At 65.3% G+C, this 22,046-nt stretch carries 19 protein-coding genes; 1 reads left to right on the forward strand and 18 read right to left on the reverse strand.

Annotation, left to right across the window (positions count from 1 at the left end):
* The first annotated feature begins 51 nt into the window (after positions 1–51).
* On the forward strand, positions 52–657 hold the full coding sequence (locus V6U71_RS11665; protein ID WP_411338631.1) for a TetR/AcrR family transcriptional regulator: 606 nt from the start codon (positions 52–54) through the stop codon (positions 655–657).
* Positions 658–660: 3 nt separating this feature from the next.
* On the opposite strand, the gene V6U71_RS11670 is transcribed toward V6U71_RS11665, so the two are convergent.
* From V6U71_RS11670 to V6U71_RS11755, 18 genes are all read right to left on the reverse strand, one after another.
* Positions 661–1,965: a sugar MFS transporter gene (locus V6U71_RS11670; protein ID WP_411338632.1), complete on the reverse strand. Its 1,305-nt coding sequence runs from the start codon at positions 1,963–1,965 to the stop codon at positions 661–663.
* Between the two features lie 44 nt (positions 1,966–2,009).
* Complete coding sequence (locus V6U71_RS11675) at positions 2,010–4,496, reverse strand: glycoside hydrolase family 3 protein (RefSeq protein ID WP_411338633.1); 2,487 nt, start codon at positions 4,494–4,496, stop codon at positions 2,010–2,012.
* 78 nt (positions 4,497–4,574) lie between these two features.
* Complete coding sequence (locus tag V6U71_RS11680; protein WP_411338634.1) at positions 4,575–5,777, reverse strand: MFS transporter; 1,203 nt, start codon at positions 5,775–5,777, stop codon at positions 4,575–4,577.
* Between the two features lie 26 nt (positions 5,778–5,803).
* A complete protein-coding gene (locus tag V6U71_RS11685; protein ID WP_411338635.1) occupies positions 5,804–6,868 on the reverse strand; it encodes a LacI family DNA-binding transcriptional regulator in 1,065 nt (354 codons plus the stop codon).
* The gene (locus V6U71_RS11690; RefSeq protein ID WP_411338636.1) at positions 6,868–7,800 is read right to left on the reverse strand and encodes a glycoside hydrolase family 16 protein; all 933 of its coding nucleotides are present in this window, start codon (positions 7,798–7,800) and stop codon (positions 6,868–6,870) included. The genes V6U71_RS11685 and V6U71_RS11690 overlap by 1 nt, the downstream gene beginning before the upstream one ends.
* Positions 7,797–9,296, reverse strand: a complete 1,500-nt coding sequence (locus V6U71_RS11695) for a tryptophan halogenase family protein (RefSeq protein WP_411338637.1) — start codon at positions 9,294–9,296, stop codon at positions 7,797–7,799. The genes V6U71_RS11690 and V6U71_RS11695 overlap by 4 nt, the downstream gene beginning before the upstream one ends.
* Positions 9,293–10,324 (reverse strand): cupin-like domain-containing protein, encoded by a 1,032-nt coding sequence (locus V6U71_RS11700; RefSeq protein WP_411338638.1) that lies wholly within the window; start codon positions 10,322–10,324, stop codon positions 9,293–9,295. The genes V6U71_RS11695 and V6U71_RS11700 overlap by 4 nt, the downstream gene beginning before the upstream one ends.
* Complete coding sequence (locus V6U71_RS11705) at positions 10,317–11,036, reverse strand: SapC family protein (RefSeq protein WP_411338639.1); 720 nt, start codon at positions 11,034–11,036, stop codon at positions 10,317–10,319. The genes V6U71_RS11700 and V6U71_RS11705 overlap by 8 nt, the downstream gene beginning before the upstream one ends.
* Positions 11,033–12,598, reverse strand: coding sequence for a tryptophan halogenase family protein (locus V6U71_RS11710; protein WP_411338640.1), 1,566 nt, complete (start codon positions 12,596–12,598; stop codon positions 11,033–11,035). The genes V6U71_RS11705 and V6U71_RS11710 overlap by 4 nt, the downstream gene beginning before the upstream one ends.
* Before the next feature lie 104 nt (positions 12,599–12,702).
* A complete protein-coding gene (locus V6U71_RS11715) occupies positions 12,703–15,744 on the reverse strand; it encodes a TonB-dependent receptor (protein WP_411338641.1) in 3,042 nt (1,013 codons plus the stop codon).
* Between the two features lie 169 nt (positions 15,745–15,913).
* Positions 15,914–16,804, reverse strand: a complete 891-nt coding sequence (locus V6U71_RS11720) for a class I SAM-dependent methyltransferase (protein WP_411338642.1) — start codon at positions 16,802–16,804, stop codon at positions 15,914–15,916.
* Complete coding sequence (gene thrC / locus V6U71_RS11725) at positions 16,797–18,194, reverse strand: threonine synthase (protein ID WP_411338643.1); 1,398 nt, start codon at positions 18,192–18,194, stop codon at positions 16,797–16,799. The genes V6U71_RS11720 and thrC overlap by 8 nt, the downstream gene beginning before the upstream one ends.
* A 182-nt stretch (positions 18,195–18,376) precedes the next feature.
* Positions 18,377–19,021 carry an SURF1 family protein gene (locus V6U71_RS11730; protein WP_411338644.1) on the reverse strand — a complete coding sequence of 215 codons (645 nt, stop codon included), beginning with the start codon at positions 19,019–19,021 and terminating at the stop codon, positions 18,377–18,379.
* A complete protein-coding gene (locus tag V6U71_RS11735; RefSeq protein ID WP_411338645.1) occupies positions 19,014–19,451 on the reverse strand; it encodes a DUF983 domain-containing protein in 438 nt (145 codons plus the stop codon). Before V6U71_RS11735 ends, V6U71_RS11730 begins: the two co-directional genes overlap by 8 nt.
* Complete coding sequence (locus V6U71_RS11740) at positions 19,411–20,286, reverse strand: cytochrome c oxidase subunit 3 (protein ID WP_054588118.1); 876 nt, start codon at positions 20,284–20,286, stop codon at positions 19,411–19,413. The genes V6U71_RS11735 and V6U71_RS11740 overlap by 41 nt, the downstream gene beginning before the upstream one ends.
* 81 nt (positions 20,287–20,367) lie before the next feature.
* Positions 20,368–20,925: a cytochrome c oxidase assembly protein gene (locus V6U71_RS11745; RefSeq protein WP_054729331.1), complete on the reverse strand. Its 558-nt coding sequence runs from the start codon at positions 20,923–20,925 to the stop codon at positions 20,368–20,370.
* Positions 20,922–21,071, reverse strand: a complete 150-nt coding sequence (locus tag V6U71_RS11750) for a hypothetical protein (RefSeq protein ID WP_167346282.1) — start codon at positions 21,069–21,071, stop codon at positions 20,922–20,924. Before V6U71_RS11750 ends, V6U71_RS11745 begins: the two co-directional genes overlap by 4 nt.
* Positions 21,068–21,979, reverse strand: a complete 912-nt coding sequence (locus V6U71_RS11755) for a heme o synthase (RefSeq protein ID WP_411338646.1) — start codon at positions 21,977–21,979, stop codon at positions 21,068–21,070. The genes V6U71_RS11750 and V6U71_RS11755 overlap by 4 nt, the downstream gene beginning before the upstream one ends.
* Positions 21,980–22,046: the final 67 nt, after the last annotated feature.

Here is a 22,046-nt window from a genome sequence, read left to right on the forward strand (position 1 = left end):
TGTTCAATATCTAAATTAGACAGTGTCCAATTTTGGTGCTAGCGCGATGTCATGGCCCGCCGCTCGGATCACACACCCAAGGAATTGCACCAGCTTCTGGTGAATTGCGGCCATGCGCTGATGGCCGAGACGGGCTTTGCGAAATTCTCCGCGCGGGCCGCGGCGCGGCGGGCGGGCTATACCGTCGGGACGATCTACAATGTCTTCGGATCGCTCGATTCCTACCTGCTCGCGATCAACACGCGCACCTTCACGCTATGGGCCGACTGGCTTGAAGCGGCACTGGCACGCTGCGAGGACCGCGACGCGCGGATCGAGGCGCTGGTCCGCAGCTATTTCTCTTTCGCCGAGGCGAACCGCCATTGCTGGATGGCAATCTACGACCACCGCCGCCCGTCCGGCCTGTCGCTCGACGAGGCCGACATGCGCGAACGCCACCGGCTGACCGCGATCGTCGATCGCGAGGTGACTGCGGCGCTTGGCATCGACGAGGGCGAGGCGACGCGCCGCCTTGTCCGTTCGCTCATTGCGACGGTGCACGGGCATTGCGCGCTGCACCTCGGCGGCAGCTATGCCCTGATGGACGAGCCCGATCCGACGGCGCAGGCCGTTGCCCGCGTGCGCGAGATATTGGAAGCGAACCGGACTCGCGGCTGATGGCTACGCCGTCGCCCGGCGCGCCGCCCACAGCCCGAAACCTGCGATGATCGCGTAGCAGATCAGCGGCACCGCGAGGGCGAGCCGGATGTTGCCGCTGACGTCGGCTACCATTCCGAACAGATAGGGGACGATCGCGCCGCCGACGATCGCGGTGCACAGGATGCCCGATCCCTGCGGCGTCCGTTCGCCCAGCCCCTCGGTCCCGAGGCTGAAGATCGTCGGGAACATCAGCGAATTGCAGAAACCGACGAGGATCAGCGCCCAGCCCGACAGCGCGCCGGTGGTGACGGCCGAGAGGATGATCAGCGAAATCGCCCCCGCCGCAAAGGTCGCGAGCACGCGTCCGGGCTTGGCGAGGCGCAGGATGAACCCGCCAAGCAACCGGCCGACCAGCGCGCCCAGCCAATAGATCGCGACCAGCTTGCCGGCATCCTGCATTCCCAGCCCCATCACGCTCGGGTCGCCGAGATAGGCGATGAGGTTCGAGCCGATCGCGACCTCGGCGCCGACATAGGTGAAGATGCACAGCGCCCCGAGCTGGACGCGGCGATTGTGGGTGAGCAGGCTCCATGTCCCCTCGAGCTTCACATCGTCGGCCTTGGCGTGGTCGAGCGCGCCGCGGAAGATCCAGAACACCGCCGCGATAACCAGCATCAGCACGCCGAGCCACATATAGGCGGTGCCGATCGAGGCGCCCTCGGCGACGCGATAGGCCTGGATTTGCGCTTCGGTCGAAGTTTCGGGGTCAAGCGGCTTGGAATCGCCGAGCAGGAAGGTCGCGCCGCCATAGACCATCAGGAACACGCCGATCGAATTGAACGCCTGCGCGAAGGTCAGGCGGCTGTGCGAGGTTTCGATCGGTCCCAGCGTCGTGATCACCGGATTCATCGCTACCTGCAGCACCGTGATCCCGGCGCCGATGCAGAACAGCGCCGCAAGGAAACCGGGATAGGATGCCGCCGCCGATGCCGGAACGAACAGGAACGCCGCCGCCGCGACCAGAACGAACCCGAGCACGAAGGTGCGGATATAGCCAAGCTTCGACATGATGATGCCGGCGGGGATCGAAAAGGCCGCATAGGCGATGAAGAACGCCATCTGCACGAGGTTCGCCTGCGCGTGTGTCAGGTGGAACATCGACTTGAACTTGCCGACCAGCAGGTCGTTGATGTTGGTCACCCCGCCCAGCAGGAAAAACACTGCAAAGGCGAGGATCAGCACGACCAGCGTGCCGCCACCGCTCTTGCCCGACCGTCCGGCCGGGTTCGGGTCCGCGCTCGTCGCAACATTCGGCGCCAGTGCCATGCTCTTCTCCCCTTCCACTCCTGCCCGCTATGTTGCGGGTCTGGTCATTTCGCGGCTGGCGGACAGGGCAGATTCTCCCCGACCGCCTCGACATTCGCGTTCAGCAGCGTCACCGCCAGTCCCTTGTCGCCGCCGAGCGTCACCGCATGGGCGACGCGCGTCAGGTCGGCGCCCGCATCGGCGAAGCAACGCAGCGGCAGCTTGATCGTCGAAACCTGCCCTTTCGGCGCGGCGCTGACCAGCGCAGAAACGTCGAACGCGGGGCCGCCGAGCGCGACCTTGACCGGCCCCTGCCCGACCGCGTCGACACGCCAGTCAAGCCGCAGCGCGAAGCTGTTATTGAGCTGGCGCGACAGGTCAGCGTTCGGCCCCGACAGACTAAACGACGCCGGGCCGCTCCACACGAAGCTCTTGCCGTCTTCCTGCGCCTTCACGTCGACCGAGCGCGTTTTGAGCAAGCCATAGCTGCTGTCGACCGGTGCCGATCCGACTTGCCGCGAGCCGCCCGCATCGACGATCGACAGCGTCCACGGCGCGCGCGCGCGGCCGCCGCTGAAGAATTTCTCGACATTGAGCATGCCCGCAATGTCGACGCCCGGCGCTTCGGACAGTTGTGGCACGGCGGTCTTGTCGCCATAGGCCAGACCGTAACCGGCCGCGAACTGCGGCTTTTCGACCGGCGAACGCGCGTCGGCGGGCCAGGCGAAGGGCAGCTTGCCGGTAAAGCCGCGCGCCGTCTTGCCGTCCTTGCCCGCAACCAGCACATCGGCGATGCCCACCGCCTGCGATCCGGGCAGCCAGCCGGCCACAAAGGCATCGGCGGCGTTGATTTCGGGGTTGGTGAACAGCGGCCGCCCCGACAGGAACAGCGCAACGACCGGGATACCCGCCGCCTTCAGTTTCTTGAGCGTTGCGAGATCCTTCGCCTCCGCCGGCTGGTAATCGAGCGTCGGGACGTCGCCCTGGAATTCGGCATAGGGCTCCTCGCCGAACACGACGATCGCCACATCGGGCTTTTCGGTGAAGCTGCCGTCGGCCGAGAGCGTCGCCTTGCCGCCCGCCTCGCCGACCGCCTTGTTCAACGCTTCCCAGATCGTCTGCCCGTTCGGAAAGTCGGCGTGGGTCACGTCGGTGCCCTGCCAGCTGATCGTCCAGCCGCCCGACTGCATCGCCATATTGTCGGCACCGGGCCCCGCGACGAGCAGCTTCGCGCCGGGCTTGATCGGCAGCACGCTGCCATTATTCTTGAGCAGAACGAGCGACTTGGCGACCGCTTCGCGCGCGACTTCGAGATGTGCGGGCGCGCCCACCGCAGCGAAATCGCCGCGGCTGCCATGCCCCGCGTCGAACAAGCCGAGTTTGTATTTCACCCGCAGGATGCGCCGCACGGCATCGTCGAGCCGGACCGCCGAAATCCGGCCGTCCTTCGCCTGCGCCAGCGTCGTCTCGTACAGCCCCTTCCAGCTATCGGGCGCCATGAACATGTCGAGCCCGGCGTTGATCGACTGGGCGCAATCGGTAACGCTGCATCCGGCGACCTGACCATGGCCGTTCCAGTCGCCGACGACGAAGCCGGAAAAGCCCATCTTGTCTTTCAGCGCGTCGGTCAGCAGCCCCTTGTTGCCGTGGTGCTTGATCCCCTGCCAGCTCGAAAAGCTCGCCATGACGGTGAGCGCGCCGGCATCGATCGCGGCCGGATAGCCCTGCGCATGCTTGGCGATCAGCTCCTGCTCGTCGATCTTGGCGTCGCCCTGGTCCTTGCCCTCGAACGTCCCGCCATCGGCGAGGAAATGCTTGGCCGTCGCCGCGACGTGCGTCGCATCGACCGTCTTTCCGGCGACCAGCGGCCCCTGCAGGCCGACCACCATCGCCTTGGCATAATCGGCGATCAGTTTCGGATCGGCGGCATAGCCTTCATAGCTGCGGCCCCAGCGCAAATCCTGCGGGACCGCCAGCGTCGGCGCGAAGGTCCATTCGATGCCGCTACCCGCAATCTCGGCCGCCGTCACAGCGCCGATCCGCTGGATCAATTCGGGGTCGCGCGCCGCGCCGAGCCCGATATTGTGCGGAAACAGCGTCGCGCCGGGGATATTATTATGCCCGTGGACGGCATCGACGCCGAAAATGATCGGGATCGCCACCCCGTTCGCCTGCGGACGCAGCGACACCGTGCGAAATTCGCCGACCAGTTTCGCCCAATCAGCGGCGCTCGACCGCTCGTTGCCGTTCGGACCGCTATTGCCGCCGGCGAGGATCGAGCCGAGCGGATAGGTTTCGAGGTCTTTGGGCGTGATCGTGCTGATATCGCCCTGCACGAGCTGGCCGACCTTCTGCTCGACCGTCATCTTCGCGATCAGCGCATCGATCGCTGCTTCGGTCCTTGCATCGGTGATCGCGGAGGGGCTCTTCGCTGCGGGCCAGCGTTCGGGATGGACGGCCGCAGCCTCGTTGTCGGCGTTCTCCGGCGCCCCCGCCAGCGCGGTGCCTGCCAACAGCAGCATGCTCGCCGCAGCTATCGCCTGTCGCCGCATAATCTCTCCCGATCCTCATTATGTGAACGTTATCAAAACTCCTCTCGCATAGCGCTGGGGTGAAATCAAGCGGTTGTTTCAGGCGGGGCGGGAAAGCCGCGGCATCGTCGCGAGCAGCAGCACCGCGACGCTCGTCAGCGCAGCGAGCAGCAGGAACAGCGCATCGAAGCCGAAGCCGGGAACGAGCGAAATCGTCAGCCAGGGCATGATCAGCGACGGCACGGTGTTGGTCAGGTTGAAGATGCCCAGATCGCGGGCGCGGCGCTCGGGGCGCGGCAGGATGCGCAGGGTCTGGCTGGTGTGCAGCGACAGAAAGACGGTCGTCGCGATGCCGAAGACGAGATAGCTCGCCTTGGCAAGATCCGGCGTCGCCGACAGCGCCATCCCGACCATACCGACCGCCGAAATTCCCGCCGCGAAGACGAGCGGGCGAAAGGGCCGGTCGTGGCGGTCGGCCCAGCGCCCTGCCGTCAGTGCGATCGGCACCGCGAGCGTCAGCGCGAGGCTGAATATCCGCGCCTTTTCATTGTCGTGCATATCCGGATCGATCGACCGGAACCAGAAATAAAGATAGGCGAACAACGCCGCCTCGGCGATCTGGACCAGCAGCCGGGCGAGCCACATCCGCACCGCGGGGCCTGTCGGGCGCACCCCGCGATCGCCCGCGACGGCCGACGCCGGCGCGCTAAGTTCGGGAAAGGCGCGCGGCCGGCCGAACAGCAGTACCGGCAGCACGGCTGCGGCGACCAGCGCAGCGATCAGAACCAGCCGGTCATTCGCCGATACCAACCCGGGCAGCGTCACCAACGCCCCCGACCAGGCGCCGAGGGCTGGCGAGAAGGCGAGGAGCCCGCCGAGCAGCCCCTTCTGATCGTCGGGGACGCAATCGCCCGCCCATGCGGCAAGCGGACCGAGGATCATGTTGAGCGCCAGTTGCCAGGCGACGATCAGCCCGACGAGCGTCGTCACATCGTCCGCCTGCGGCATCGCGATCAGCAATCCGATGGTGAGCACGAGGCCGGCGGCCACCCAAGACCTCCGGCCCTGCGTCCGGTCGCTCAGCCAGCCGAACACGATCCCGCCGATGCTCGCGGCAACCGCGCCGAAGAAGGTGACATAGCCGAGCGACTGCACGTCGGCCGCACCCGCGAGCCCGCTCATACGCGCCGGCAGCCAGATCGTCAGAAAGGGGACATAGGCGATCGCACCGCCAGCCGACGCGAGCGCATAGAGCAGCAGAAAGCGGAGCGACTGGCGGCGCGAGACGCCCGTGTCAGCCACGGCGATCCGCTTGCGGAGCGCCCTCCTCAGCCATTGCGATCCGCTGGCGGGGCAGCCGTCGATCCGCGCTGGACGAGGCTGCCCTTGACCACCGTCGGAGTGTCGGGACGCGGTCCGCCGCGCTGCGCCGCGATGATCAGTTCGACCGCGCGCGAGACGGTATCGGCGACCGGCTGGTCGACCGCGGTCAACGGCGGCTGCGTGAAGCGCACGATCGGGGTATTGTCGAAACTGACGATCGACAGGTCGCGCGGCACATCCAAACCGCGCGATCGCGCCGTTTCGAGCGTCGCGAGCGCCATCTGGTCGTTGCTCGCGATGATCGCGGTCGGGCGGTCGGCACCGTCGAGCAATTGTGCTGCCGCCGCTTCGCCCGAAGCAAAACCGAAATCGCCCTCCGCAAGCAGGCCATCGGTGGCCACCCCGGCTTCGGCCATCGCCGCCCGCCAGCCGTCGACCCGCCACCCGCTCAGATTATATTCCGACGATCCGGCGATAAAGCCGATGCGCCTGTGCCCCAGGTCGATCAAATGCCGCGTCGCGAGTTCTGCCGACCCTTCGTCATCCATCGTCAGCGCGATGCCCGCCTCGCCGCCATGCGACCCGATACGTGCGAAGGGGATTTTCTGATGATGGAGCAGATTGACGATCAGCACATTGTCGGAGTGCGGCGGGGTCAGGATCACACCGTCGGGCTGGAGCGCCGCGATCGTCGCGCGCAACTCGCGTTCGACATGATCGCTGTGCGTGTCCACGAGTTCGAAGATCATCCGGTAACCGAGCTCGGCGCATTTCAGCATCCCGCCGAGCAGCATCTGGTCGACCCAGTCGACCCCCTGCCGCCCGCGCCAGTCGGCGATCGTCCGTTCGCGGTCGTTGATCGCAAGGATCAGATAGGACCGCGAACCGCTCATCCGCTGCGCGGCGATCGATGGGACATAGCCGAGCTTGTCGATCGACGCCTGCACGCGCTCCTTCATCTCGGGGCGCACATTGGGTTCGTTGTTGATGACGCGGCTCACCGTCTGCAGGGACACGCCCGCGTCGGCAGCCACATGCTTGATCGTAACCGATTGACGTCGCCGCCCCATCATCTTCCCCGGTGGCTGATTGCGCTGCAATCGCTAATGGCATCGTCACCACATTGCCAGACGCGAACCCAGTCTATTTCCATAATTTTGGGATATCCGCTTTCATCAACGCCCTTCACTCCGCGTCCTTCGGCGAGCCCGCCGCCGATGGCGAGGTTCAGAATCAGGTGAAAGGGCCGGTCGAACGGCGCCGCCGGATCGTCAGCCCCGCTCGTCGACCATTCGCTCGCGACGCGCGTGGCATAGGGCTGGCCATCGACCGTCCAGACGATCTTTCCCTTTTCCCAAACGATGCCGAAGACATGAAATCCGTCGAGCGGTGCGGGCAGCGCCGTTTCGTCGCCCTTATGCTTGTTGTCCGGCCACGCGCCGCCGAAATGCAGCGTGCCGAGGATGCGGTTCTCGATTCCGCCGGCGCAGCTTTCGCAGCGGACGCCAAGGTTCACCGCCTCCAATATGTCGATCTCGCCCGACGCGGCCCACGATCCATAGACGGGCCTTTCGGGCAACATCCAGCTCGCCGGCCAGGTCCCCTGCCCCTGCGGCAATTTCGCGCGCACCTCGATCTTGCCATAGGTCCATGCCGCCCGGCCGCGCGTGACAAGGCGCGCGGAGCTATAGTCCTTCGTCGCGGTCGCTTTCGCCTTTGCGGCATCGTCGCGCTGCGACAGGGGGAAAGCCGGGCCCGTCGTCCGTTCCCGCCGCGCCGTGATGACCAGCCGGCCGTCTTCGATCGCGGCGTTGGCGGCCTTGTCAGTGTAGCATTGCCGTTCGTCATTACCGCCGCCCCAGCAATCGACATCGAAATCCCATTTGCTCCGGTCGATGGCCGGGCCGTCGAACTCGTCCGACCACATCAGCCGCCAGCCATCCCCGGCCGATCCGGCCGCGGCGCCGCTCGCCAGCAAAAGGATCGCAGCAGCAGCGGTCATGCCGTCGCTGGAGCCTCGGCCCCGCAATAGCGCGCGACATAGGCGTGGTGTTCGGGCAGCGTCGCAACGGTGCTCGTCACATTGTCGCGGAGCATCCGCAGCAGCCGGTCGAGTTCGTCGTCGCGCAATTTCTCGGCGATCGGGTGATAGCTTTGCGGTTCGATCCCCTGCCCCATCATCACCTGCACCCAGCTATTCTCGGCGAACAATTCCTCATTCTTGCGGAAAACGCGGCCGGTCTCGCGGAACAGCTCGATCTTCTGCTCGAGCGAGGCGGGGATCGGCATGTTCGCGACATGGCGCCAGAACGGGCTGTCGCGGCGGTTGGTCGCCTTGTAATGCAGGATCACGAAGTCGCGGATCTGTTCGATGTCCAGACGCTGCTGGTCGTTGAACTCGGCAGCGTCGCGCTCGCTGACCCGGCCGTTCGGCATCATGCGGATAAAGCGCAGCACCGCGCGCTGGATCAGGTGGACCGTGGTCGCCTCAAGCGGCTCGACGAAACCGCCGGCCAGCCCGACGGCAACGCAGTTGCGGAACCACTGCTTGCGCCGCACCCCGCCCCTGAACTTGATGTCGAAGGGCTCGATCCGCGGCGTCCCGACGCTCGACATCAGCCGCTCATAAGCGGCGTCGCGCGACAGATAGCCGCTCGAATAGACGATGCCCGCGCCCATCCGGTGCTGCAGCGGGATGCGCCATTGCCACCCCGCATCGTGCGCGATCGCCTGGGTATAGGGCATCGGCGGGCCGAGATGGTCGGACTGGACCGCAATCGCGCTGTCGTTCGGCAGCCAGTGCCCCCAATCCTCGAACCCCGCGTGCAGCGCGCCGTCGATCAGCAGGCCGCGAAAGCCGGTGCAGTCGACGAACATGTCGCCCTCGATCCGGCGGTCGCCGTCGAGTAACAACGCCGCAATGTCGCCGCTCTCTCCGTCGAGCTCGACGCGCGCGACCTTGCCCTCGACGCGCCGTGCGCCATCCGCCTCGGCCAGCTTGCGGAGGAAGCGGCCATAAAGCGTCGCATCGACATGATAGGCATAATTCATCCGCTCTTCGGGCAGATGCGCAAACTTGCCCTGCAGCCCCGCGACCAGTTCGAGGCAATAATCGTCATAGGATTGCGCGTGCCCGCGCGCCTTGCCGTGCAACCAGAAATGCTGGAACCCCGCCGACCAATGGTCCTTCCCCGACAGGCCGAAGCTGTGGAAATAACTGTGGCCGTCGTGCTTCCAGTTGTCGAACAGGATGCCGAGCTTGAACGTCGCCTGCGCCGCTCGCATGAATTCGGGCTCGGGAATGCCGAGGATGCGGTTGAAATTGACCAGCGGCGGGATCGTCGATTCACCCACCCCGATCGTCCCGATCGCTTCGGACTCGACCAATGTCAGGTCGACGGTCGGACCCATCGTGCGCGCGATCGCCGCCGCCATCATCCAGCCGGCGGTGCCGCCGCCCGCGATCACGACACGGCGGACGGGTTTGTCTTCATTCATCGGCTGAGCATCCTTAACAGGAAGGCCCGCAGCCGCCCCGCACTCTCATGAGTGAGCGGGGCCAATATGCCGCGGGCCGGTTCGGGAATATGGTCGGTCACATGCGCGCCATTGTCGAAGACATAATGGTCGAACATCGCGCGCCAGATCGCCTTGTCGGCGTCAGGCAGGTCGCGGATCGCGAGGACCGCGTGGTGCAGCGCATCCTGCGGCTGACCGAGCCAGGCCGGGCTGCGCCGCCACCAGTAATTGACCAGCACATTGAAATCTTCGAGCCCCTCGACATGGTGCCACCACATCGACGGGATGAAGATCGCGTCGCCGGGTTCCAGTTCGACCGTCCGCGCTTCGGCCATGGCGTCGACGAAGCGCGGATGCGCGGCAAGGTCGGGCGCATCGAAATCGACCATGCTGACCACCCGTCCGGCGGGCGTATTGTCGATCGGTCCCAGATAAAGGTTCGGAAACTGGTGCGGCGGGAACAGCGTGAAGCGGCGGCGGCCGACTGTGCAGCAAGCAAGATTGTCGGGGAAGTCGTTGTGCGCCGCGATCCTTGTCCGCGTTCCGATCCAGATGCTTTTCAGTGGATCGCGCGCGCCAAGGTCGACAGGATTTGCCTCGTCGAGCCCGTCGAAATGCGACGGGATATCGATCGAAGCCAGATAGACGGTGCGGATGTCGCCGAGGTCCTCGGCCTTGTCGAGCCCGGCGAAGATATCCCCGAGCTTGCCCGTTCCGACGCGGAAATTCATTTCCATCGCGGCATCGTAAAACAGGCGTCCGTCGTGCCCCGGCGGGCCGATCGAGACCTTGAACGCGCGGTCGCGGGCATGATCGAGCAGGTACCGGCGCGCCGCGCGTGCCCCGTCTTTTCCCGCCGCGACCAGTGGCCAGTCGCCGACCAGTCCGCGCAGGACAAAGGGCTCGCGCGCGCCTTCCAGCAACGCGTCGAGCCCCGCCCCCTTATTCCATGCGCGCTCAGGCACCGGCGCAAGCCGCGCGTAAATGGCGCTATCGCGTTCAGCCACCGGCGATCCTGCGGTTTTTCCGCGCCACCAGCGCCGAGAGCTGTGACAGCGATGCGAGCGCCATGAAGATCGGCATCAGATGCCCGTCGGCATGCAGGCACGCCAGCGCGCCGGTGTCGAGCGCCTGCAGCTTCGTCTCGTCGATGATGTGAAAGCCGACGAGCGAATGGAGCGACCCGTCGTCGAGCGTCACCTCGAGGCTGAACGGTTCGAGCAGGTCGTGCTCGCGCAGCGCAGCGAAAAATGCGCCGCTGGCCCGGTAACCGTCGTCGAGATCGCCCATCCGTTCGGCAATATCCTCGAGATAGGGCGTCGGACCGCCCTCGGCATCGAACAGCCGCACACCTTCTCCGCCGGTCGCGACGCGCGGGTGATCGAGGTCGATATGCACTTGCCCCGGCCCCTCGCCGCTTGCCGGGCGCCCGATCAGGAAGGGCTGGATCGCCAGCGACCAGGGGCGATAGCGCGCGTCCCAGCGGGCGCCGTCGAGGAAGAGATTTTCGGCAGGTTCGAAGCCGAACAGCGCCAGCGCGGTAAAATCGTCGCGCCCCGTCTCGCGCCGGAACAGGATCGGGAAATGGCCCTGTACGCTGCGAAACTCGCTCGGCACGGTCAGTGTCGCCATCACCCCGTCGCCCAGTTCCGCCCCGGCATTGGCGCGCACGCGCAATTCGCGGTGGCTGTTGCTGTCGAGGACGGCGTGACTGGTCATTCAGCAGCTTCTTTCTGTTCGGCCGCGGCGCGGTCGTCCGCCAGCGCATCGAGATAAAGACGGTTGGTCGGCAGTCCGGCCGCGAGCGTACGCGCACGTTGCCGCATCTCGGCCAGCGCCGCCAGCGCACGGTCGCTCGCGGGCCAGCCGGCCGGCGCCGGGAAGCCCATGCCATAGAGGATATATTGATGGCTCTGTGCCGAGAAAATCTCGTCAACGTAGGGAAAGTCCCACGCCGATGGCGGCTGGCCGCGCCACAGTTCGAGCATTTCCGCCAGATGCGGCGGGATATGCGCCGGGTCGCGATGCGCGCGCCAATAGGGCTCCTCGCGGCGGCTGAGCACATAATGGAGCTTCAGGAATTCGACGATGCGGTCCCAGCGATAGCGGAACAATGTGTTGAAACGTCCGGCGTGGATATCCATCGCGGCGCGGTCGGCGGGAAAATTGTCGGTCAGAGCGCGCAGCGACAGTTCGATGAGCACGATTGCCGAGGCTTCGAGCGGCTCGATGAACCCTGCCGCCAGCCCGATCGACAGGCAGTTTCTTTCCCAGAAACGCGCGCGGTGCCCGGTCTGGAAGCTGATATGCTTGAACGGGACGCCGAATGCCTTCGTTTCCGGCACCGCGCCGGGCAATTCGCGGGCGATATAGTCGCGCAGGATCGCCTCGGCGCGTTCGTCATCGATGAAGCGGCTGGAATAGACGCAGCCGATGCCGCGCCGCGACGGCAGTCCGATGTCCCAGATCCATCCCGCTTCGTGCGCGGTCGCGATCGTTTGCGAGGCGATGGGGCTGCCGGGCGGCACCGGCACCTGCGACGCGATGGCGCGGTCGTTGAAGGCGTGGTCGCTGCGATCGATCCAGTCGACCCCCAATGCATCGCCGATCAGCAGTCCCTTGAAGCCGCTGCAATCGATGAACAGGTCGCCCGCGATCTCGCGGCCGCTGCGCGTCGTCAGCGCCGCGATGTCGCCGCTGTCGCTATGCCGGACGCCCGTCACATGGTCGAGGATATGGGTGATCAGCGGGCTCTGCTTCGCATGCTGCGCGAGCAACGCGCCGAATTTCTCGGTCGCGAAATGATAGGCATAGTTGGTCGCGCCCTGATAGTCGGGCATCGAGCGCTGGCGCGGCGCGAGGTGGAGATTGCAGACTGCCGCCTGCGCGCTCATCGCCGCGGCAAAGGGCTGGTCGGGCGCCGACGCCTGCCAGGCGGCAAGCAACTCGCCGGTCGGCAGCGCCGGCGGCGTGGTGAAGGGATGAAGGTAGCTGTCGCCCGCCGAACCATCGACCCAGCCGTCGAAGCGCGACGCCTGCTTGAACGCCCCGTCGCACGCGGCAAGAAACTCGCTCTCGTCGAGGCCGATAGTCGCCAGCGTCGTCCGCATCGTCGGCCAGGTGCCTTCGCCGACGCCGACGATGGGCACGTCGGGCGCCTCGACCAGCGTGATCGACAGCGGCGCCGCTTTCGCACGGCGGGAGTTTGCGATCAGCGATGCCGCCAGCCAGCCGGCGGTGCCGCCGCCGACGATGACAACCCTCTCCACCAAATCGTTCATTGCACCCGATCCTAGGCCCGCGTTGGCCCCGCGTCACGCAAAAGAGCCGCACCCGGCGCGGGCGCGGCTCTCTCACCAGGGGGACTGGCTGACAAATGCCCGTCCTAGAAGCTGAACCTCACCCCGGCCGCATAGCGGGCAAAGCCGGGCGATGCGAAGGTCACGTTGTTCGTGTGCCGAAGGTGTCCGCGCCGGCTTTCCCCGGTCAGGTTGATCGCCTCGACGAACGCCGTCAGGCCGGGCATGAACTCGTAACTCGCGCTGGCGTCGATCTGCCAATATTCCTCTATATAGGTCGGGTTGGCGCCCGTCTGCGAGAGGAACTTGTCGCGCCAGTTCCATGCGACGCGCGCCTGGATCGGCCCCTTGTCGTAATAGAGGACGGCGTTGGCACTGTCACTGAGACCGGTTAGCGCGAACTGCGTCACCGACGACGGCTGCGTATTGTCATAGGTCGCGCTGCCGTTGACGATCGTATAGTTCAGGATCACGCCGAAGCCGGTATCCCAGAAGCTGTGCTGGAGCGCGAACTCCCAGCCGTTGAGCGACGCGGTCTGATCGCTGTTGACCGGCTGGGTCACCTCGAAATTGACCAGCGGATCGCCGGCTGCGGCGTGGATGACCCCGGTAAAGGGCGTGTTACCGCCACCGCCGGTGATCGTTACCGAGTCGGGGAAATTCTCGAAGATATATTGCCGGATGTCGCCGACGGTCGCACCGGTCCCCAATGCCGCAATGGCCGCCTGCCACCGGGGTCCGTTGACCGGTGTGGTCAATCCGAAGGCGTTGGTGTCGACGCGGGTGGTCGAGATGAAATTGCTGACATCCTTGTGGAAATAACCCACCGACACATAGCTGTCGGGCGCATAATACCATTCGGCCGACAGATCGATGTTCTTCGACTTGTATGGGACGAGACCCGGGTTGCCTTGCGCGCCGGTGCCGCCGCCGACGCGGAACAGCGTATCGAGCGTCCGTCCGCCCTGCATATTGGCATAGTCGGGACGGGTGATGGTGTGGCTGTACGAGGCGCGCAGCTTGACATTCTCCATCGGCGAAACGTCGAGGTCGAATGCCGGCAGCCAGTTGTCGTACGATCCCTTGAAGCGGGTGAATTCACTTTCGCCCGAGAATACGACGTTGAACTCGTTCTCGCCGACCCAGTCGGTGGTTGCGGGCGCAGGAACCAGCGCCGCCGACAGAATATCGGTCGTTTCGTAGCGGATGCCCGCGACGAAATGCGCCGGATTCTGGAACAGGTCGAATTCGGTAGCGACCTGCAGATAGGGTGCGATCGTGCGTTCGGTGATGCGGCGGTCGGTGTTGAACACGGCAAGGCAGGTGCCCGGCTGTGCGGCACCGGTCAGCGGGTTGCTGCACGTCTGGTAATTCTGCTCGACAAGGTCGGCCATCCGCTCGAAATCGAAAGTGTAGAAGCTCTCGATCATTCCCGGCTGCGCCAATCCCGGGAACTTGTCGGGCACCGTCACCAGCTTGAAAATATCGTCGGGAATGTCCGACGCCGGTCCCGCGCCGCCCCAGGTGTCGTCGTTCTGGATCGTACCGAAGGCCGAACGCACCTTGCTGTCGATATAGGAGACCCCGAAATCGATGCTGTCGAGGAAGCCCGCATCATGGTCGTAATGGCCGCGGAACTGCACCTGATTGATCCGGTTGCGGAAATAGGCGTTGCGGAAGGCGTTGCCGGTGGGGGTGATCAACGAGACGTCGAGCGGGTCGATCCCCGGATACATTTCGTACGAAATCACCGGGAGATCATTTTCGAAATTGATCCCTTGCCCCCGAACCCCGAACACGGCGTTGCCCAGCGACATGCTCGAACCGAAGCGGTTGACCGGCTTCACCGTCGAGACCGAATGATGCGCATCGAGCTCGATCGTCACGCCGCCCGGCGCGTCCCATTTCAGGTTGGTGCCCAGCGACTTGTTTTCGCCGCGATTCTCGGTCAGCGCGCCGCTGTACGAAAGATCCTTGCCGCCATAGAGCGCGTTCGGCCCCGGCGTCCCCGACGGCGGGCCGAAGATTTCCGAATAGAAGAGCGGGCCGGCGATCGGACCGTCGGTCCACGCGCTCGACGTATCCTCGTGATTGAACCAGACGCCGACATTGCTGTTCCGCGTTTCGACGGTGTTGCGCGAATAGACATAGTCGATCGTCGCGGTCAGATCGTCGGTCGGACGGAATTGCAGGACAGCCTGCCCGTTGATCCGCTCGCGATTGATGTCATTGAGGTCGTAAGAGGCGTTCTGCGGCACCTGATAGACGTCGGTCGGCCCCGGACGGTTGGTGATATTGTCGTAACGCGGATCGGGAACTTCCACCCCATTGACGATGCGCGTCGGGTTGGCCAGCGACCCCCAATTGTTTTCGTTGCCCAGATAGCCGTCGCGCCAGCCGACATTGGCGGTGTTCACGCTCGCCTTGCGCTTCTGGTACGATCCCGCGATCATGATGCCGATCCGGTCGTCGGCGAAGGTCGAACTGACGATACCCGAAATCTCGGGCGTTACCGGATTGCCCTCATTGCGCGATGAATCATAGACCCCCTTGACCGCGAGGCTGCCGTGCGTGCCGGGCTTGTCGAGCGGGCGCGGGGTGCGGATGTTGATGGTCGAACCGATGCCGCCCGACTCGTTCGTCGCGCGGCCGCTCTTGTAGACTTCTACTGCGGCAATGCCTTCGGACGCCAGATTGGCGAAGTCGAACGAGCGCGACGACGGCGCGCTGCCGCCATCGCCGATCAGCGCGGTCGGCATCTGCCGGCCGTTCAGCGTCACGAGGTTGAACTCGGGGCCGAAGCCGCGCACCGTCACCAGCGATCCTTCGCCGTTCGAGCGGTCGATCGACACGCCCGTGATGCGCTGGAGCGATTCGGCGAGGTTGGTGTCGGGGAATTTGCCGATATCTTCGGCGGAGATCGCATCGACGACCCCCTGCGCTTCGCGCTTGATGTTCGCCGACGCCTCGAGGCTGGCGCGGATGCCGGTGACGACGATCTCGTCGCCGCCTGCTTCGCCGTCGACGGGAGCTTCCTGCGCCATTGCCGCCTGCGCCATGCCCATCAGGGCCAGCGCGGAACTCCCGGCCAGAAATTTGGCAAACCACTGTTGCTGAGACGCCCGCATCCCTTTTCCTCCCACATCGACCGCTCTTTTCGTGGCGGCATACCGTTATGTGAACGTTATCTAAATGGGAACGTTATCATTGTCAACGCATCGACAGTCGGTTTCCGGACATTTTGCTGCGCATTTGATGCAGCAAACGTATGCAACATAATCTTGCTGACAGTAAGCGTCAGCGACTCCAGCGCGCGAAAATCGCCGTAGGCAGCAACAGCCCCCTCGCCTCCTCCCGCACCGCGAGTTCGCCGCATTCGATCGTCCCGGGCAGATCGGCGAACAATTGCGCCAGCAATTCGCCGATCGCCAGCGCCGACATGCGCACGGCATAGACAGTCAGGAACAGCGCGCGGCTGTCGGCGTCGAGCAACCGGCGGCAGTCGGCTAGCAGCGGCGCCAGCCCCTCCTCGATCTGCCAGCGTTCGCCGCCCGGACCGCGGCCGAACTTCGGCGGATCGAGCAGGATCGCGTCGTACCGGCGTTCGCGCCGCACCTCGCGCGCGGTGAATTTGCCGGCGTCGTCGACGATCCAGCGCACCGGCTTGTCGGCCATGTCCGCCAGCGCCGCATTCTCGCGCGCCTGCGCCACCGATTTCTTCGACGCATCGACGTGGGTCACCGACGCGCCGACTGCGGCCAGCGCCTGGCTGCCGACCCCGGTATAGCCGAACAAGTTGAGGAAGGCCGGATCGGGTTTGTCCGCAAGCCTTTCGCGCAGCCAGTCCCACACCGGCGCCATGTCTGGAAAGAAACCGAGGTGGCGGAACGGCGTGCACGACGCGGTGAACCGCGTTTCGCGCCAGCCGAGCGGCCAACCTTCCGCCGGTACGGGCTTGCCGTAATACCAGCGGCCGCCGCCATCGTCGTCCGACGCCGGAATGAACTCGCCATCGGCGGCATCCCATTCGCTGGCCGGCAGCGCGGGCTGCCACATCGCCTGCGGTTCGGGGCGGATGAAGCGATAGCGTCCGTATCGCTCCAATTTGCGCCCGCCGCCGCTGTCGATCAGCCCGTAATCGTCCCAAGCCTCCCCGACGAGGGTGCGCAGGGGCGCAAGCTCAGCCACGCGCCGCCTCGGCGAGAATATGAGCCTTCACCGCGTCATAGTCGCCGGGCAGCTTCGTATAGCGCTCTTCGCGGTCGAAGAGATTGCCGAGCCGCGCCGGGAGCGGCGGACGAACGCCGGTCGCGCGCTCGACCGCGTCGCGGAACTTCGCCGGGTGCGCGGTCGCGAGCGTGACCACGGGAATCGCCGGATCGATGTCGAGCCCGCGCGCGGCTGCCAGCCCGACCGCGCTGTGCGGATCGATGATCTGACCGCCATGCTCCTGCGCCCAGCGCAGCGCGAGCGTCATCGCGTCGCCGTCGATCCGGGCGCTCGAAAACAGCCCGCGCGATCCCGCGAGCATGTCGGCGGGAATGGTCATCGCACGGTTGCGGTCGAAATCGCCCATCATGCCGTTGATCGCGGCGCCATCGCGGCCTGAAAGGTCGAACAGCAATCGTTCGAAATTGCTGCTGACCTGGATGTCCATGCTCGGCGTCGCGGTCGGGGTGACCGTGCCGGCGCTATAGTCGCCGCTGGTCAGCGCGCGGTGGAGGATGTCGTTGACGTTGGTCGCGACAACCAGCCGTGCGATGGGCAACCCCATCTGCGCCGCGACATAGCCCGCGAAGATATCGCCGAAATTGCCCGTCGGGACGCTGAACGCCACCGGCCGGTCGGGCCCGCCGAGCCGCACCGCAGCGTAGAAATAATAGACGACCTGCGCCATCAGCCGCGCCCAGTTGATGCTGTTCACGGCCGACAGCGTGATCTGCCCACGCGCTTCCTCGTCGCCGAACAGCCGCTTCACCATCGCCTGCGCATCGTCGAAGCTGCCGTCGATCGCGATATTATGGACGTTCGGCGCCAGCACCGTCGTCATCTGGCGGCGTTGGACGTCGCTGACCCGACCTTCGGGATGGAGCATGAAGATGCGGATATGCTCGCGCCCTGCCACCGCTTCGATCGCCGCCGATCCGGTATCGCCCGAGGTCGCGCCGACGATCGTGATGTCAGTGTCGCCGCCCGCAAGGAACTTCTCGAACAACTGGCCGAGCAATTGCAGCGCGACATCCTTGAACGCCAGCGTCGGGCCGTGAAACAGTTCGAGCAGCCAGTGGCGATGATCGAGCTGGACCAGCGGCGTCACCGCATCATGCCCGAAGCGGCCGTAGGCAGCCTTGCACAGCTCGCGCAATTCGTCCTCGGTCAGCACGCCCTCGACAAAGGGGCGCATGACGCGCACCGCGGTTTCGACATAGTCGAGCCCGGCAAGGGCGCGAATCTCGTCGATCGACATTTGCGGCCAGCGTGCCGGCACATAAAGCCCGCCGTCGCCGGCAAGCCCCGCGAGCGTCGCGGCACGAAAGTCGAGGGTCGGCGCAGAGCCGCGGGTGCTGATATATTCCATGACGCCGATGCGCCTAGAGCGGTTTCAAGCGAAATGGAACATGGGTTGTGGGTTGATCGAAAGCAGCGGCATGATTTCCACTTCTTGGTCACCCCGGACTTGATCCGGGGTCCCGCTTTTCACCGTCGCCGAGCGGGACCCCGGATCAAGTCCGGGGTGACGAGAAAGGCGATGGGACGAGATCAAGGCCGCAAGCGGCGACGGACCGCCAAGATATAGATGACCAGCGCCGCGATCGCGAACAGGAACCATTGCCCGGCATAGGCAAGATGATTGTTCGGTGTGTCGGCCGCCGAAGGCACCGCGCTCGCGCGCAGTCCGGCGGCAGGCGCATCGGCGACGAGCATCGCGCGTGCCGGCGTCGCCTTGCCCGTCATCCGCGCGATCAGCGTCGGCTGCTCGGGGCCCGGGACGATCGTTCCCTGCACGATGCCGCCGGTCCATTTCGGCGGCGCGAAATCATCGCCGATGCCGATATCGACCAGCACGCCCGGCCCTTCGGCGCCAGTGCGGCAATCGGCGACCATCCGGATCCCCGCCTTGCCGGCGCGGTCGGTGCCGCTGCGCGGGTCCCAGCGTACCGGCTCGAGGCAGACGACGCTGCTCTTGCGATACAGAAACCTGTCCTCGACCGGCGGCAGTTCGGGATAGGTGACCAGCGACGACATCGCCATGTTGCGCTGATAGAGCGCGATCAGCGCTTCCTTCTCGCCCTTGCGCTGCAACTGCCACACGCCGAGCGCGATCATCACCGCGACGGCGGCGAGCACCAGAATCGTCGGGATCAGCGGCCAGCCCGGCCCGGCCTGCGGCGTCTCGTCAGTCATGCGGTTCATCCATGCGGCGCCCTTCCGCTGCCTTGCGCTGATGCTCGCTCGCCAGCAGCGCGCCTTTGCCGACCCTGAGACCGTAAACCACCGCCGCGGCGGTGAGCGGCACCCAGAGCACGATATGCACCCAAAGCGGCGGCCGGACCAGGGAATCGAGCGTCAGCGCAGCCGCAATCAGCAACGCGCCGATGATCAGGGTCAGGAACGCCGCGGGCCCGTCGCCGACATTATAGGCGCCATAGTCGAGCCCGCACGCCGGGCAGCGCTCGCGGAACTTCACCGGTCCCTCGAACAGCGACGGCGCGCCGCATTCGGGGCAGAGACCAAAAAGGGCAGCACGCCAGACCGGCGGCTGCCCCTTTTGATTTGAACCGGCGTCGGCCAACTCAGTGCGCGGCGACAGGTGCGCCCCAGCCGCCCCAGACATAGACGATGATGAAGAGGAACAGCCACACCACATCGACGAAGTGCCAGTACCAGGCCGCCGCTTCGAAACCGAAGTGCTGCTGCGGGGTGAAGTGGCCCTTGTAGGTGCGAACGAGGCAGACGATCAGGAAGATCGTGCCGACGAGGACGTGGAAGCCGTGGAAACCCGTCGCCATGAAAAAGGCCGAGGTGTAGTTGATCGTGCCGAAGGGGAACGGTGCTTCGGCATATTCATAGGCCTGAATGCAGCTGAAGACCGCGCCCAGGATGATCGTCGCCCAGAGGCCCTTCTTCAGCCCTTCGCGGTCGCCGTGGATCAGCGAATGGTGCGCCCAAGTGATCGTCGTACCCGAGCAGAGCAGGATCAGCGTGTTGAGCAGCGGCAGCGAGAAAGCGTCGATGACGTGGATGCCCTTCGGCGGCCACATGGTCGCGGCGGCGGCGCCGTCCTGCCCGAACAGCGAGGTCACCGCACCGTCGACGAGTTCGACGGGCACCGGGAAGAGCGAGAAATCGAACCATGCCCAGAACCAGCCGACGAAGAACATCACTTCGGACGCGATGAACAGGATCATGCCGTAGCGCAGGTGGAGCTGGACGACCGGGGTATGATCGCCGGCATGCGCTTCGTTGATGACGTCCGACCACCAGCTGAAGAAGGTCGCGATCACGCCCATGAAGCCGAGGCCGAGCACCCATTTGCCGGCGCCGCCGAAATAATCGGCGTGCATCGCCATCACGAGCCCGAAGAACATCACCAGAGCCGCGACCGAACCGATCAGCGGCCAGACGCTGGGATTTACGAGGTGATAGTCATGATGTTTTGCACCGGACATTGCATATTTCCCGTTTTTGCAGCCCCAGCATCGCGATTCCCCATCGCCCGCCGGTCTTGAAAGACTCTGTCGATCGCGGCCTTAGCTCGCGTTTTTGTCCTCGTCTACAGGGTGGAAGGTGTAGCTGAGGGTGATTTCCTGAATGTCGCGCGCGTCGGGGTCGTCCATGATCTTGGGATCGACGAAAAACAGCACCGGCATACGCATCTGCTGCCCCGGTTCCAGCCGTTGCTGGGTGAAGCAGAAACACTGGATCTTGGTGAAATATTTGCCTGCCTGATCGGGGGTGACATTGAAGCTCGCGGTCCCGACGACCGGATGCGCCGATTGATTCTCGGCGATGAAGATGGCCATGTCGCGCGCGCCGATGCTGACCGTATCGGTCGGATGTTCGGGATAGAATTTCCACGGCAGCTTCGGCGAGACATTGGCGTCGAAGCGAACCGAGATGGTGTCGCTGAGAATCTTCGGCGTTTCGGCGGCGGCGACCGGATCGTAGCGCTGCGTCGTGCCGCCGAAGCCGGTCACGCGGCAAAACAGATTATAGAGCGGCACCGCCGCGAAGCCGAGCCCGACCATCGCCACGGCGAGCAGGGCGGCAAGACTGCCAGTCTTGGCATTTCGCGACATCGTCTTCATTTGGGGCCCACCATCCGCGCGATCGTGATGAAGAAAAAGAGGAAGGCCAGCCCGCCGAGCAGCCAGCCCATCAGATTGGCGCGGCTGCGCTGGCGGCGGCGATATTCTGCCTCGTCGAACGGTTCTTGCGTCGGCTCTTCGGTCATAATGTCCACCAATGGTCGGCGACGACGGCGCCGAAGAGAATGAAAAGATAGGCGATCGAATAAGCGAAAAGCCGCTTTTCGGGCTGCATCGGATCGCCCTCGCGCGAAACGCGTGTGCCGACCTGGATCGACAGCAGCACGAACAGCGCCGACAGCAGGGTCGCGGTCCAGCCATAGAGCGCGCCGGTGTAGCCGAGCGGCCAGGGCGCGATCGCGGCGACCGCCATGATCAGCGCATAGAAGAGGATCTGGCGCCGCGTCGACTTTTCCCCGGCGACGACCGGCATCATCGGAATACCCGCGGCGGCATAGTCCGACCGCACGAACAGCGCGAGCGCCCAGAAATGCGGCGGCGTCCACAGGAAGATGAGCATGAACAGCAGCACTGGCAGCGGCGCGATGCTGCCCGTCGCGGCCACCCAGCCGATCAGCGGCGGAAACGCCCCGGCAGCACCGCCGATGACAATATTCTGCGGCGTCCGCGGCTTCAGCCACATCGTGTAGATGAAGACGTAGAACAGGATCGAGCCGGCGAGCAGGAGCGTCGCCTGCCAGTTCGACGCGAACAGCATCAGGAACAGCGAAAAGGCAGCAAGGCCGACGCCGAACTGCAACGCGGTCTGCGGGTTGAGCCGACCCGCGGGAAGCGGCCGCCCTGCGGTGCGCTTCATCTTCGCGTCGAGGCCGGCTTCATACCATTGGTTGAGCGCGCCCGACGCCCCTGCCCCCAGCGCGATCGCGAGGATCGAAGAGAAAGCGAGGACGGGATGGACGCTGCCCGGCGCCGCGAGCAGCCCGCACAGCGCGGTGAACACCACCAGCGACATGACGCGCGGCTTGGTCAGCGCGAACAGGTCGCGCCAGTCGGCGGGAAGCGCCGTTTCGCCATGGGTCAGGCTCTGCGCCATGTTTACTCCGGCCCGAAGGGGCGACGCCCCCTGCCGAAGTCAGCAGGGGGCGAAACCGATCAGGCGA

It is taken from the genome of Sphingopyxis sp. J-6, assembly GCF_046603995.1.
GTDB lineage: Bacteria > Pseudomonadota > Alphaproteobacteria > Sphingomonadales > Sphingomonadaceae > Sphingopyxis.